This is a genomic window from Streptomyces sp. MGP-P1 (genome assembly GCF_057766565.1).
The window spans coordinates 2,678,609-2,691,269 of sequence record NZ_JBYMEM010000007.1 but is presented as its reverse complement, the minus strand read 5'-3'; the positions used below and the strand labels follow the sequence as shown (position 1 = coordinate 2,691,269).

The 12,661-nt window shown below is 71.3% G+C and carries 15 protein-coding genes and 1 pseudogene; 7 read left to right on the top strand and 9 right to left on the bottom strand.

Annotation, left to right across the window (positions count from 1 at the left end; translation table 11 throughout):
- Window positions 1-15 precede the first annotated feature (15 nt).
- The 3 genes from AC3CH1_RS33725 to AC3CH1_RS33715 form a co-directional block, all read right to left on the bottom strand.
- Window positions 16-801, bottom strand: coding sequence for an electron transfer flavoprotein subunit beta/FixA family protein (locus AC3CH1_RS33725; RefSeq protein WP_488466340.1), 786 nt, complete (start codon window positions 799-801; stop codon window positions 16-18).
- Window positions 802-997: 196 nt separating this feature from the next.
- A complete protein-coding gene (locus AC3CH1_RS33720; RefSeq protein WP_488466339.1) occupies window positions 998-1,507 on the bottom strand; it encodes a flavin reductase family protein in 510 nt (169 codons plus the stop codon).
- Between the two features lie 196 nt (window positions 1,508-1,703).
- Window positions 1,704-2,030 carry a TlpA family protein disulfide reductase gene (locus tag AC3CH1_RS33715; RefSeq protein ID WP_488466338.1) on the bottom strand — a complete coding sequence of 109 codons (327 nt, stop codon included), beginning with the start codon at window positions 2,028-2,030 and terminating at the stop codon, window positions 1,704-1,706.
- A gap of 232 nt (window positions 2,031-2,262) precedes the next feature.
- On the opposite strand from AC3CH1_RS33715, the gene AC3CH1_RS33710 reads away from it, so the two are divergent.
- Window positions 2,263-2,985, top strand: coding sequence for a lysophospholipid acyltransferase family protein (locus tag AC3CH1_RS33710; RefSeq protein ID WP_488466337.1), 723 nt, complete (start codon window positions 2,263-2,265; stop codon window positions 2,983-2,985).
- Between the two features lie 34 nt (window positions 2,986-3,019).
- Here the strand turns inward: AC3CH1_RS33710 and AC3CH1_RS33705 are convergent.
- From AC3CH1_RS33705 to AC3CH1_RS33685, 5 genes and pseudogenes are all read right to left on the bottom strand, one after another.
- A pseudogene (locus tag AC3CH1_RS33705) lies at window positions 3,020-3,349 on the bottom strand (cytoplasmic protein); the annotation flags it as partial.
- Window positions 3,345-3,944: a transglutaminase-like domain-containing protein gene (locus tag AC3CH1_RS33700; RefSeq protein ID WP_488466336.1), complete on the bottom strand. Its 600-nt coding sequence runs from the start codon at window positions 3,942-3,944 to the stop codon at window positions 3,345-3,347. The pseudogene AC3CH1_RS33705 and the gene AC3CH1_RS33700, both read right to left, overlap by 5 nt.
- A gap of 74 nt (window positions 3,945-4,018) precedes the next feature.
- On the bottom strand, window positions 4,019-5,080 hold the full coding sequence (locus AC3CH1_RS33695) for a threonine aldolase family protein (protein WP_488466803.1): 1,062 nt from the start codon (window positions 5,078-5,080) through the stop codon (window positions 4,019-4,021).
- Window positions 5,077-5,844 (bottom strand): SDR family NAD(P)-dependent oxidoreductase, encoded by a 768-nt coding sequence (locus AC3CH1_RS33690; RefSeq protein WP_488466335.1) that lies wholly within the window; start codon window positions 5,842-5,844, stop codon window positions 5,077-5,079. Before AC3CH1_RS33690 ends, AC3CH1_RS33695 begins: the two co-directional genes overlap by 4 nt.
- Before the next feature lie 26 nt (window positions 5,845-5,870).
- Window positions 5,871-7,268, bottom strand: a complete 1,398-nt coding sequence (locus AC3CH1_RS33685) for a DUF6421 family protein (protein WP_488466334.1) — start codon at window positions 7,266-7,268, stop codon at window positions 5,871-5,873.
- Window positions 7,269-7,610: 342 nt separating this feature from the next.
- Here AC3CH1_RS33685 and AC3CH1_RS33680 point away from each other — a divergent pair, with 342 nt between their 5' ends.
- Complete coding sequence (locus AC3CH1_RS33680; protein ID WP_488466802.1) at window positions 7,611-8,261, top strand: glycerophosphodiester phosphodiesterase; 651 nt, start codon at window positions 7,611-7,613, stop codon at window positions 8,259-8,261.
- Window positions 8,262-8,273: 12 nt separating this feature from the next.
- Here the strand turns inward: AC3CH1_RS33680 and AC3CH1_RS33675 are convergent, their stop codons facing one another.
- Window positions 8,274-8,849 carry a GNAT family N-acetyltransferase gene (locus tag AC3CH1_RS33675; RefSeq protein ID WP_488466333.1) on the bottom strand — a complete coding sequence of 192 codons (576 nt, stop codon included), beginning with the start codon at window positions 8,847-8,849 and terminating at the stop codon, window positions 8,274-8,276.
- Between the two features lie 250 nt (window positions 8,850-9,099).
- On the opposite strand from AC3CH1_RS33675, the gene AC3CH1_RS33670 reads away from it, so the two are divergent.
- The 5 genes from AC3CH1_RS33670 to AC3CH1_RS33650 all read left to right on the top strand — a co-directional run bounded on the left by AC3CH1_RS33670 (window position 9,100) and on the right by AC3CH1_RS33650 (window position 12,531).
- On the top strand, window positions 9,100-9,702 hold the full coding sequence (locus AC3CH1_RS33670) for a DUF5134 domain-containing protein (protein WP_488466332.1): 603 nt from the start codon (window positions 9,100-9,102) through the stop codon (window positions 9,700-9,702).
- 98 nt (window positions 9,703-9,800) lie between these two features.
- Complete coding sequence (locus AC3CH1_RS33665; protein ID WP_488466331.1) at window positions 9,801-10,736, top strand: M56 family metallopeptidase; 936 nt, start codon at window positions 9,801-9,803, stop codon at window positions 10,734-10,736.
- A 101-nt stretch (window positions 10,737-10,837) separates the two neighbouring features.
- The gene (locus AC3CH1_RS33660; RefSeq protein ID WP_488466330.1) at window positions 10,838-11,551 is read left to right on the top strand and encodes a phosphatase PAP2 family protein; all 714 of its coding nucleotides are present in this window, start codon (window positions 10,838-10,840) and stop codon (window positions 11,549-11,551) included.
- An 11-nt stretch (window positions 11,552-11,562) separates the two neighbouring features.
- Window positions 11,563-12,258, top strand: a complete 696-nt coding sequence (locus AC3CH1_RS33655) for an HAD family hydrolase (RefSeq protein WP_488466329.1) — start codon at window positions 11,563-11,565, stop codon at window positions 12,256-12,258.
- Window positions 12,259-12,354: 96 nt separating this feature from the next.
- Window positions 12,355-12,531, top strand: coding sequence for a hypothetical protein (locus tag AC3CH1_RS33650; RefSeq protein WP_488466328.1), 177 nt, complete (start codon window positions 12,355-12,357; stop codon window positions 12,529-12,531).
- Window positions 12,532-12,661 lie beyond the last annotated feature (130 nt).

Sequence of the window (12,661 nt, the reverse complement as noted above, 5' to 3'; positions counted from 1 at the left end):
GGAAGGACATACGGCCTAGATGAACTTCTGGCCCACGAGGAACTCGGCGAGCTGACGGCCGCCCTCACCCTCGTCCTTCACGATCGTGCCCGCCGTCCGCGCCGGACGCTCCGTCGCCGAATCGACCGCCGTCCACGCACCCGCCAGACCGACCTCGTCCGCCTCCAGCCCCAGATCATCCAGATCCCAGGACTCCACCGGCTTCTTCTTCGCCGCCATGATCCCCTTGAACGACGGGTAACGGGCCTCACCGGACTGGTCGGTCACCGACACCACCGCCGGGAGCGAGGCCTGAAGCCGCTCGGACGCGGTGTCACCGTCACGCCGCCCCGTCACCACACCCCCGTCCACCGCGACCTCCGACAACAGCGTCACCTGCGGCACACCCAGCCGCTCCGCGAGGAGGGCCGGCAGCACACCCATCACACCGTCCGTCGAAGCCATCCCACAGACCACCAGGTCATACCCGGCCTTCTCCACAGCCTTCGCCAGCACCAGCGACGTGCCCATCACATCACTGCCGTGCAGATCGTCGTCCTCGACGTGAACCGCCTTGTCCGCACCCATCGACAACGCCTTGCGCAACGCGTCCCGGGCATCCTCCGGACCCACCGTCACCACGGTGATCTCCGCATCGTCCACCCCGTCAGCGATCTGCAACGCCTGCTCGACCGCGTACTCGTCCAGCTCCGACAACAGACCGTCGACATCCTCACGATCCAACGTCAGGTCATCGGCGAAACGCCGGTCACCGGTCGCGTCGGGCACGTACTTCACACAGACAACGATCCTCAAGCTCACGCCGGCTCTCCTACTGCATCGTCATTTCCGGGCTGCCTTGTTGCTCGCAGCATAGGCGCCTCATCGGGCCGGATCCGGTCAGGACGACCGAGGCTCCGAGCCCGATATTACTCGCCAGTACACCCAGTCTGTTACCCCTGGGCAAGCGCCGCGCACTGTGACCTTGCCAACGCGGCGGGCCTGTGCGTGCGCGCCCTCAGTCTCGCAGAGCCGTGAACCGTCCCTGGTGGTAGACCAGCGGGCGACCGGTCCCGGAGGGCGCGCCCGCGACCGCCTCGGCGATGACGATGCGGTGGTCCCCGGCCGGGACACGGGTCACGACGCGGCAGACGAGCCAGGCGGACACGCCGGCGAGCAGCGGAACGCCTTCGGGGCCACTGCTCCACTCGGTCGACGGGCCGAAGCGGTCGGCTCCGCTGCGGGCGAACGTCGCGGCCAGTTCCCGCTGGTCCTCGCCGAGTATGTGAACGCCGACATGAGCGGCCTCGGACAGCACGGGCCAGCTGGAGGAGGACGTGCCGATCCCGAAGGAGATCAGCGGGGGTTCGGCGGCGACGGAGGTCAGCGAGGTGGCGGTGAAGCCGACCGGGCGCTCCCCCGCGGCGGTGATCACGGCCACGCCCGCGGCGTGGCGGCGGAAGATCGAGCGGAAGAGTTCGGGGGTGGCGACCGTCGGCGTGGGGGCGAGATCGGGCGTTGCCGTCATGGACGTGTCCTTCTGCGGAAGTGGCGTACGGGTCCGTGGGGGCTCAGGCACCCGGACAACGCGCACTCGCATGGCGTGCGAGGTCCACATGGACCCGGCCGTAGAGAAGGAGTTCTGGCGGCATAACGTCAGACTGACGATGCGAAGCGGGCGCAGTCAAGGGCGTTCCGGAATGTGGGAGATGCGTCACGGCCCGTCATATGGCGTGCCCCAGCGCCGCGACGACGTCGACGGTGCGGGGCTGGCCGGATGCGCGGCGGACCACCCGGCCCTCGGCGTCGAGCACGAGGACGGTCGGCGACTTCGTGATGTCCAGCTGCCGCACCAGCGTGAGATGGGCCTCGGCGTCGACCTCGATATGGGCGACCCCGTCGATCATCCCTGCCACCTCGCCGAGGGTGCGGCGGGTAGCCCGGCACGGCTGGCAGAAGGCACTGGAGAACTGGACGAGCGTCGCGCGTTCCCCGAGTTCCGCACCGAGTTGGGATGCGTCGAGTCGCTGTCCATGGGTCCGGCGATCCACCTGGTGCCTCCTGATCAGAGCTCTTCGTAAGAGGTCAACACCGGCCACCGCCCGCGCATTCCCCGCAGCTCCGGGGGTACGCGCACGTGACGAGAATCTCGCGCCCCGCGTCCGTCGGGACTGGCCAGGGACTCGCGCATGGGGCACCATCGCCACAATGCCGAAAACCTACGGCTGCGTAACTTCCGCCGGGAGAACCCTCCCCAGGCGCTGAAGAAGGGTCTTCATCCAGATGGCAGAACTCGTCTATCGACCGGTCATCGGCGCCGCTCGCACCCTGTTCAAGGCGCTCGACCTGAAGATCGACACTCAGGGTTCGGAGCACATCCCGAAGACCGGTGGCGCGGTGCTGGTCAGCAACCACATCAGTTATCTCGACTTCATCTTCACCGGGCTGGGTGCCCTGCCGCAGAAGCGGCTGGTGCGGTTCATGGCGAAGGAATCGGTCTTCCGGCACAAGATCTCCGGGCCGCTGATGCGGGGAATGAAGCACATCCCGGTCGACCGCGACCAGGGCGAGGACGCGTACGCCCACGCGCTTCGGTCGCTGCGCTCCGGTGAGATCGTCGGAGTGTTCCCCGAGGCCACCATCTCGCAGTCCTTCACCCTGAAGAGCTTCAAGTCGGGTGCCGCGCGCCTCGCCCAGGAGGCCGGGGTCCCGCTGATCCCGATGGCGCTCTGGGGCACGCAGCGGATCTGGACGAAGGGGCGCCCGCGCAATTTCCAGCGCAGCCACATCCCGATCACCATCCGCGTCGGCGAGGCGATGGAGGCGCCCTCCGACCAGTACGCCGGCGCCATCACCCGGCGGCTGCGGGAGCGGGTTCAGGAGTTGCTGGAGGCGGCGCAGCGGGCCTACCCGGTGCGCCCGAAGGACGCGAGCGACACCTGGTGGGTGCCGGCCCACCTCGGCGGTACGGCACCGACGCCCGCCGAGGTGCGCGAGCTCGGCTGACAGCCACCCCCACGGCATCCGCGGCCTCGCCGCTTCACCGCGACCCGGGGACGGTGATCCGCGCCCCGGAGCTCAGCCGCTCCAGGGTCGCGGCGAGTTCGGCGCCCGCGGCGTCGAGCCCGCCGTTCGCCGGGGGCGCGAGGCCCGCCAGCAGGAAGACGCCGTTGACCGACTCCTCGGTGAGCCGGGTGCGCACGCCCTGACGCCACTTCCAGCGGCGGCAGGTGAGGCCCTCGTCGTCGCACCGGACGACTTCTCCGGGCTCGGGGTGTTCCACCGTCTCCTCGCCGCCGGCGACGGTGAGGCGCCGGTCGATGCGGGGCAGGCCGCCGTCGGCGAGGGCGGGCGCGGCACTGCGTTCAGAGGGCCCTGGGGAGGTTCCGCAACAACTCCGAGCGGTCCCGGGCGCTCTTCAGCGCATGGAGGATCACATCAGGCGGTGCAACATAGACGACTGGATAGTCGAGTTCGTTGAACTCTTCGCGTGCCACCCAGGCCAGCCGCTCCTCCTCCAGCGAGAACTGTGCGTCGATGCCCGGCTTGTTGCCCCGCGGATCCACCCGCGCCCACTCCACGGCCCCGGGGAGCCGCAACGCGACCAGGCCGTGAAGCACCGGGGTCGCACTGTCCTTGCCGACCAGGCGTTGATAGCAGAGGCCGGCCGGAATGCCGCCGGCCCGCAGCAGCGCCGTGAGCGCGATCGACTTGGCGTAGCAGATGCCCGTACGGGCGGCGAGCACGTCGGAGGCACGCCACGTGACGCGCGGGTCCCCCGAGTCGGCGGAGTGCGAAATGGTGTCGCGGACGAACTCGAAGGCGGCCCGGGCGTATGTGTATGCGGTGTCGGCCTTGAGCGCGAGGCGGGTCGCCGTCTCACCGATCCGAGGATGCTCGCAGTCGATGGCCTCGTCGGAGGCCAGATACGCGTCAATGTCCGGGGACTGCTGTGTCAGCTCCATGAGCGGAGAGCGTACGAAGCGGCCGACCGGAAGTCCATCAATTTCCGGTCGACCGCATATTCATGCATGGCGGGCTAGCGCGCCATCTCTTCCTTGAGCGCCTGGAGGAAGGCGTCCACGTCGTCCTCGCCGGTGTCGAACGCGCACATCCAGCGGACGTCCCCGGCCGCCTCGTCCCAGAAGTAGAAGCGGAAGCGCTTCTGGAGCCGCTCGCTGACCGCGTGCGGCAGCCGGGCGAACACGGCGTTGGCCTGGACCGGGTAGAGGATCTGAACCCCGTCGATCGCCCGGACGCCCTCGGCCAGCCGCTGGGCCATGGCGTTGGCGTGCCGGGCGTTGCGCAGCCACAGGTCCCTGGCGAGCAGCGCCTCCAGCTGCACGGAGACGAAGCGCATCTTGGAGGCGAGCTGCATGGAGAGCTTGCGCAGGTGCTTCATCGCCCGGACCGCGTCCGGGTTCAGCACGACGACGGCCTCGCCGAAGAGCGCGCCGTTCTTCGTGCCGCCGAAGGACAGCACGTCGACGCCGACCGTGTTGGTGAACGTCCGCATCGGCACGTCCAGCGAGGCGGCGGCGTTGGCTATCCGGGCCCCGTCGAGATGCACCTTCATGCCGCGCTCGTGGGCGTGGTCACAGATGGCACGGATCTCGTCGGGGGTGTAGACGGTGCCCAGCTCGGTGTTCTGGGTGATCGAGACGACCTGCGGCATGGCCCGGTGCTCGTCGTCCCAGCCGTACGCCTGCCGGTCGATGAGCTCCGGGGTGAGCTTGCCGTCCGGTGTGGGCACGCCGAGGAGCTTCAACCCGCCCATCCGCTCGGGCGCGCCGCCCTCGTCCACGTTGATGTGCGCGGACTCGGCGCAGATGACGGCGCCCCAGCGGTCGGTGAGAGCCTGGAGGGCGACCACGTTGGCGCCCGTGCCGTTGAAGACCGGGAAGGCCTCGGCGGTGGCGCCGAAATGGCTGTGCATCACGCGCTGGAGGTGGCCGGTGTAGTCGTCCTCGCCGTAGGCGACCTGGTGGCCGCCGTTGGCCAGCGCGATGGCCGCGAGGACCTCCGGGTGCGCGCCGGCGTAGTTGTCACTGGCGAAGCCGCGTACCTGCGGGTCGTGGTGACGTCGCGCGTCGGTCCTCACGTTTGCGGGGTCAGCCACAGGCGCTTTCCGTTCACTTCGGGGGCGGGCTCGTCCCAGACGCCGGCGATGGCCTCGGCCAGCTCCGTGACGTCGGTGAAGCCCGCGAACTTCGCATTCGGGCGCTCGGCGCGCATGGCGTCGTTCACCAGTGCCTTGACCACCAGGATCGCAGCAGCGGCCGCGGGCCCGTCCTCGCCCCCCGCCTTGCGGAAGGCGTCGCCGAGCGCGAGGGTCCACGCCTCGGCGGCGGCCTTGGCGGAGGAGTAGGCGGCGTTGCCCGCGGTGGGCTTGCTGGCTCCCGCGGCGCTGATCAGGAGATAGCGGCCCCGGTCGCTGCGCTCGAGGGCCTCCTGGAAGGCCAGCGAGGTCGACTGGACGGTGCGGATGAGCAGCTTCTCCAGGGCGTCCCAGTCGGAGAGCACGGTCTCCTGGAACGACGGGCTGCCTCGCCAGCCGCCGACGAGGTGGACCAGGCCGTCGATGCGGCCGAACTCCGCCTCGGTGCGCTCGGCCCAGTCCCGGGTGGCGTCGAGGTCGAGCAGATCGACGGTCTCGCCGGTGACGGTCGCGCCCCCGTGGGCGTACCGGGCGGCGTCCACCGCCTCGGCGAGCCGTTCGGGGTGGGCGTCGCACCCGACGACCGTCGCGCCCGCCTCGGCGAGCCGCAGCAGGGTCGCCCGGCCGGCGGGGCCGGCCGCTCCGGCGACCGCGACCACGGCTCCTTCGAGCACACCGGTCCTCTCGCCCGTGCCGTTCGCGTTCATGGCCACCGCCTCCTCGGGAGAATGGTTCACGCGGCTGCCCGCTCGTCGTTCGCCGCGGTGATTCCCTTGGCAGAGGCAATCACGTGCTTCAGCTTCTTGGCGAGCGCCTCATAGAACATGCTCAGGGGAAACTCGTCCGGAAGCACGTCGTCGACGAGCTTGCGAGGAGGAAGTGTGAGGTCCAGGGCGTCGGGGCCCTTGGCCCAGCGGGATCCCGGGTGCGGGGCGAGGTAGGAGGACACGAGGTCGTACGCGGCGAACCAGTGGACCAGTTTCGGGCGGTCGATGCCGTCGCGGTAGAGCTGCTCGATCTCGCCGCAGAGCTGGTTGGTGACCTCCGGGGCACGGTCCCAGTCGATCTTCAGGGTGTTGTCGGTCCAGCGGACGACGTCGTGCTTGTGGAGGTACGCGAAGAGCAGCTGGCCGCCGAGGCCGTCGTAGTTGCGGACGCGCTCGCCGGAGACCGGGAAGCGGAACAGCCGGTCGAAGAGCACCGCGTACTGCACGTCACGGCCGTGGGCGTTGCCCTCGGACTCCAGTTTCACGGCCTCCTTGAAGGCGGTGAGGTCGCAGCGCAGCTCCTCCAGGCCGTACATCCAGAACGGCTGGCGCTGCTTGATCATGAACGGGTCGAACGGCAGGTCGCCGTGGCTGTGGGTGCGGTCGTGGACCATGTCCCACAGGACGAACGCCTGCTCGCAGCGCTGCTGGTCGCCGATCATCTCGCGGATGTCGTCGGGCAGCTCCAGGCCGAGCAGGTCGACGGAGGCCTCGGTGACGCGGCGGAAGCGGGCGGCCTCGCGGTCGCAGAAGATGCCGCCCCAGCTGAAGCGCTCGGGGGCCTCGCGCACGGCGATGGTCTCCGGGAAGAGCACCGCGGAGTGGGTGTCGTACCCGGCGGTGAAGTCCTCGAAGGTGATGCCGCAGAAGAGCGGGTTGTCGTAGCGGTTCGCCTCCAGGTCGGCGAGCCAGTCGGGCCAGACCATCCTCAGCACGACCGCTTCGAGGTTGCGGTCGGGGTTGCCGTTCTGCGTGTACATCGCGAAGACGACGAGGTGCTGGAGACCGTCGGTCCGGTCCTTCGCGGGCTGGAAGGCCAGCAGCGAGTCCAGGAAGTCGGGGACGCGGAAGCCGTCGGCGGCCCAGCGGCGCAGGTCGGTGACGAGCGCGCGGTGGTAGGCGGCGTCGTGCGGGAGGAGCGGGGACAGCTCCTCGACCGCTCCGGTCACCCGGTCGAGGACCCGCTCGACGACGGCCGGGGACGGGGCGCCCTCGGCCTCGAAGTCGATGGACCCGTCCTTGGACTGCCAGGGGCGGATCTCCTCGACGGCATCCTTGAGCACGGGCCAGGCCGGGTGTTCGACCACCCGCTGGGCCGTAACTATCGCGCCGTCGGTGGCGTCGTGCACAAGAATTTCCGTCATAACACTTCCTCCACGGGAGAACCTCGCGTGCCTTCACCGTAGCCGTGCGGGGTTCCTCCCGGCAAGCGGAGGACTGCAAATTATCCTGCGCACCCCCCATCATCACCGCTGTTTTTCCTGCCACATGCTGGGTACACGCGCAGTTCGCCCAGTCGTTCCCGGACGCGGGCGACCGGGAACGCACAGCGGGGGACATCGCGGGCCCCGGCCGCTACCCTCCCCAGTGCCGCATCGCCGTACCTCCGCTCGCCGCACCTGCGCGCGGGCAGGAGCAGTCGACGGACCGCCGCCGACGGAAACGAGGTCGCCTTGTCATTTCTCACCCTGGGTCATCGCGGAGTGATGGGCGTCGAGCCCGAGAACACCCTGCGCTCCTTCGTCCGCGCCGAGGCGTCCGGAATGGACGCCATCGAGCTGGATCTCCATCTCAGCAAGGACGGCGCGCTCGTCGTGATGCACGACGTGGACGTGGACCGCACCACGGACGGGACCGGACCGATCGCGGCCAGGACCCTGGCGGAGCTGCGCGAGCTCGACGCCGGCCAGGGCGAGCGGATCCCCGTCTTCGAGGAGGTGCTGGAGGCCGTCTCCTCCCCGCTCCAGGCCGAGATCAAGGACGTGGCGGCGGCCCGCGCCCTGGCGGACGTGATCCGGGAGCGCGATCTCGTCGGCCGGGTGGAGGTGTCCTCGTTCCACGACGAGGCGGTCACCGAGATCGCGCGGCTGGTGCCGGGCGTGCGCACGGTCCTGATCGCCAGCCGCTGGGGCTCGGACGTGGTGGACCGGGCGAAGGCGGCGGGCGCGGCGACACTCGCGCTGAACATCCGCCGCCTCACTCTGGAGATCGTGGAACGGGCCCACTTCGAGGGGGTGAAGGTGATCGGCTGGGTGGTGAACACCCAGGACCACCTGCGTCTGGCGCGGGCGCTGGGCCTGGACGGCGCGACGACCGACTTTCCCGAGATCCGCCGCGCCGGGCGCTTCACCGCCTGAGGGCGGGCCTCCTCAGGCGCCCTTCCCCGCGTCGCTGACCTCAAGGTTCTTGACGAGCAGTTCGAAGGCCAGGTCGTCGCGCTGAGGAATCCCGAAGCGCTCGTCGCCGTACGGGAACGGGGTGAGCACTCCCGTACGGCGGTAGCCCCGACGCTCGTACCAGGCGATCAGGTCCGCGCGCACCGAGATCACCGTCATGTGCATCTCGCCGACGCCCCAACTCTCCCTGGCGGTGCGCTCCGCCTCGGCGATGATCAGCTTGCCTAGTCCGCCTCCCTGAAGTCCCGGTCGCACCGCGAACATGCCGAAGTAGGCCGCGTCGCCCCGGTGTTCGAGCTGACAGCAGGCGATGAGTCCGCCGTCGCGCTCGACCGCCAGAAGCCGGCCCGCCGGAGCGTCGATGACCTCGCGCACACCCTGCTCGTCGGTCCGCTGCCCCTGGAGGATGTCGGCCTCGGTGGTCCAGCCGGTGCGGCTGGAGTCGCCCCGGTAGGCGGACTCGATGAGGGTCACCAGCGCCGGCACGTCGTTCTCGGTCGCGTCGCGGAAGGTCAGCCGGGCCGCGTCGGGGGGCGTGGCGGTGTCCATGGTCGGGTGCTCCGTTTCTCTGCTGCCGTACGCACTTCTGTGCTGCCGTACGCGTTTGCCTGCTGCCGTACGTACGGTCGCGGTCTCCGCCCTCGCACGTGCGGTCGAGAGTAACGCGACCCGAAGCGCCCCCGGCGGGCCCCGACGCACCCCCTTCACACCCCCGTGCGCCGGATTCGACGGCGGCCCCCCGGGCATCGATGGGACGACCCGCAACAGTGCCGTACGTCCGACCGGGGGGAGGCGCGCCGTGCACGGAGGGGCCCTGACCGGCTGGCTGCTGATGGCGTTGTGCGCGGTGAGCGGCGCCTACTGCCTGCTGCGCACCCGCGCGGGGACGCCGCGGGAGCGCCGCACCGCGCGCTCGGAGGCGCTCATGGGTTTCGGCATGGCGGCGATGGCCGTTCCGGCGGCGGTGCTGTCGCCCCCGGACTGGGCCTGGGCCCTGTACGCGGTGCTGTTCGGCGCGGCCGCGCTGCGAGCACTGCGCCCCGCCCTGCGCGGCGGCCACCATCTGCACCATCTCGTCGGCTCACTGGCCATGGTCTACATGGCCGTGGCGATGGCCCCCGCGGTCACGGGGAGCGCCGGGGGCGGGCACGCCGGGCACGGGGCGGGCGCCGGCGGCATACCCCCGCTGACCGGCGCGCTGCTCGTCTACTACGCGTTCTACGTGCTGGGCTCGGCCGGCCGCCTGCTGCCGGGGACCGTCATGGTCCCGGCCGGCGGGGCGGTCCCCGCTCCCCGGACCCCAGGAGGATTCGGGGGCGCGTCGGACGGCCTGTCCGAGCTCACGACGGCGTGCAGGCTGACGATGGGCATCGGCATGTTCGCCATGCTGCTCACCCTGTGAGACGGGAAGTGGGACAGAACCCCCGGCACACCGTGGTCTACGTCACTTGCCGGTCGCGGCCGTACCTCCGGCCGACCCGCCCCTCATAAGCTGAGACCATGCTGGTCTCCCTCGCGCTGCTGCTGCTCGGTGCATCGACCGCCCTGGTGACTCCCCGCGTGATGGCGCGCGCCCGGTGGCCGGAGCGCGAACCGGTCGTGGCCCTGTGGGTCTGGCAGTGCGTGGTGGCCGGTGTCCTGTTGTCGTTCGCCCTGTCCATGACGCTGAGCGCGGCCGCCGCCTGGCAGGCGGTGCGCGGCCATGTCTTCGCCCCCGCCCCGCACGCCGTCGTCGAGGCGTACGCCCTGGCGGCGTACGGGCCGTGGTCGGCGGTCATCGCGGTGCTGCTGGCGATGGGCGGGCTGTGGACCGGGGCGATGCTCCTGAGGGAGATCCGGCGGGCGCGGCGTCGCCGTGAACAGCGTCGGGCGGAACTGCTGGTGCGTTCCCCGCTGTTGCCGGGCGAGGAGCCGGGCGGCGACCGCCTCGTGGTGCTGGAGGGCGAACGCCCCGACGCCTGGTGGCTGCCCGGCACGGCTCCGCAACTCGTCATCACCACCGCCGCCCTGGGCCGCCTGAAGGGCCGTCAGCTCGATGCCGTGCTCGCCCATGAGCAGGGGCACGCCCAGGCCCGGCACGACTGGCTGCTGCACTGTTCGTCGGCGCTGGCGATCGGCTTCCCGCAGATCCCGGTGTTCGCCGCGTTCCGCGACGAGATGCACCGGCTGGTCGAACTGGCCGCCGACGACGTGGCGTCGCGCCGCTTCGGTCGGCTGACGACCGCGCTCGCGCTCGTCGGACTCAACGAGGACCGCGGGGTGTTCGGCCCCTGCCCCACCCCGCAGGCCCAAGTGCCCCTCCGGGTCAACCGGTTGCTGGCGCCGGTCGAACGGCTGACGGCGGGCCGCAGGCTCCGGCTGACAGCCGCCGCCGCGCTGGTCCCGGTCGTCCCGGTGTTCGTGGCCTTCGTCCCGGGGCTCCGCGCGCTGGGTTAGGGACCCTTCGTCCGCGTCAGGGACCGGGGCGTGACGTTCCGCACGCCGTCGGCCGCGCCCCGGGTTGGCCTTCGGGCGGTGTCCTCCGCGAGGATCACCCCATGTCCTCCCCCCTGTTCCGCTTCCGCTCGCCCGATCGTTCCGCCCGCACCCCGCCCGCCCTGTGGGCCGGAGCCGTCGTCGGCGCGGCCGCTCTCGTGCTGCTCGTGCTGGTGGCGGCGCGCTGGTCGCCGCTGATGTCCCTGGACCGGTCGGTCGCCGATGCCCTGCACCGGCACGCGGTGACCGATCCCGGTCTGGTTCATGTGAGCCGGGTGCTGACGGACTGGGTGTGGGATCCCTGGACCATGCGCGCCCTGATCGCGGTGGCGGTGGTCGCCCTGTGGTGGCGGGGCGCGCGCCCGCTGGCCCTCTGGCTGGCCGCGACGAGCCTGATCGCCACCCTCCTCCAGCAGGGGCTGAAGGCAGTGGTGGGCCGGGAGCGCCCGCAGTGGCCCGACCCGGTGGACTCGGCCCACTACGCGGCCTTCCCCTCCGGGCACGCCATGACGGCCGTCGTGACCTGCGGGCTGTTCGTCTGGCTGCTGTGGCTGTACGGCGCAGGTCCCGGCGCCCGGGCCGCGGTGCTGGCCGTGGCGGTGGTCTCCGCGGTCGGTGTGGCGGCGACCCGGGTGTACCTGGGAGTGCACTGGCTGACCGACGTCGTGGGCGGCGCGCTGCTGGGGGTGGCCGTGGTGGCGTTGAGCGCCGCGGGGTACGCCCGGTACGCGGCGGCGCGGGAGGGCGCCCTTGTCGGCGCGGGGGCGGACCGGTAAGGATCGTGTCCATGGTGGTCAAAGGCGTGCTCTTCGACTTCTCCGGAACCCTGTTCCGTATCGAGCCGGTCCGTGACTGGCTCGCCGCCGTGCTGACCGAGCAGGGCGTCGACGTCCCCCCGGAGGATTTCGAGCAGTACGTGAGCGGGCTCACGGAGGCCGGCGCGCTCCCGGGCGGCCCGCCCCCGGTCCGGGTCCCCGACAGGCTGGCCGGGGCCGTGTCCCGCCGGGACCTGAGCGCTGCCCTGCACCGCGAGGCGTACACCGGTCTGGCCCGGGGCGTCGCCCTGCCCGAGCCCGGGCTGTACGACGCGCTGTACGACCGCCATATGCGGCCGGAGGCCTGGCGGCCCTATCCGGACGCCGCGGAGGTGCTGGCGGGGCTGCGGAGGGCGGGGATCGCGGTGTGTGTGGTCAGCAACATCGGGTGGGACCCGCGCCCGGTCTTCCGCGCGCACGGGCTGGACGCCCTGGTCGACGCCTATGCCCTGTCCTTCGAGCACGGGCTCCAGAAGCCGGACGCGGGATTGTTCCGCATCGCCTGTTCGCTGATCGGGCGGGAGCCGGCGGACGTGGTCATGGTCGGTGACGACCGGGTCGCGGACGGTGGTGCGGCCGCCCTGGGCTGCGGGGTCCGCTTCGTGGACCACCTGCCGGTGGCGGAGCGGCCGGACGGCCTGCGTTCGCTGGGTCTCGTGCCGGAATGAGGCCGGCGGCGAACAGAGGAGATCGGACCGGGGTGTGAGGCATATCCCGCCTCGGATGGGGTAGAGGCAGCGGCTCCTGGCCGTAGCCTGGTGGACATGTCCCCCATGCCGTCGTCCCTGTCCACTCGTTCCGCAGACCAGGTCAACGCGGAGATCCGCGACCTGTGGCAGCGGTCGGGCGGGTGCCTGACGCCGCAGGACGAGGCGGAGTACCAGCGGCTGCTGGTGGAGTGGGCCGCCGCCACCGGCGGGAGCGTCCGCACCGCCGCCTGACCGCCGGAACGGCGGCACTGTAGGCCTGGGCGAAGATCGCGCCCGATCCGGCGATCCCCCGCGTCGCCGGATCCGGGCACACCCTCGGCGTGCCACGAGGGACACGGCCGCGGACCGCGCCGGGGACCGG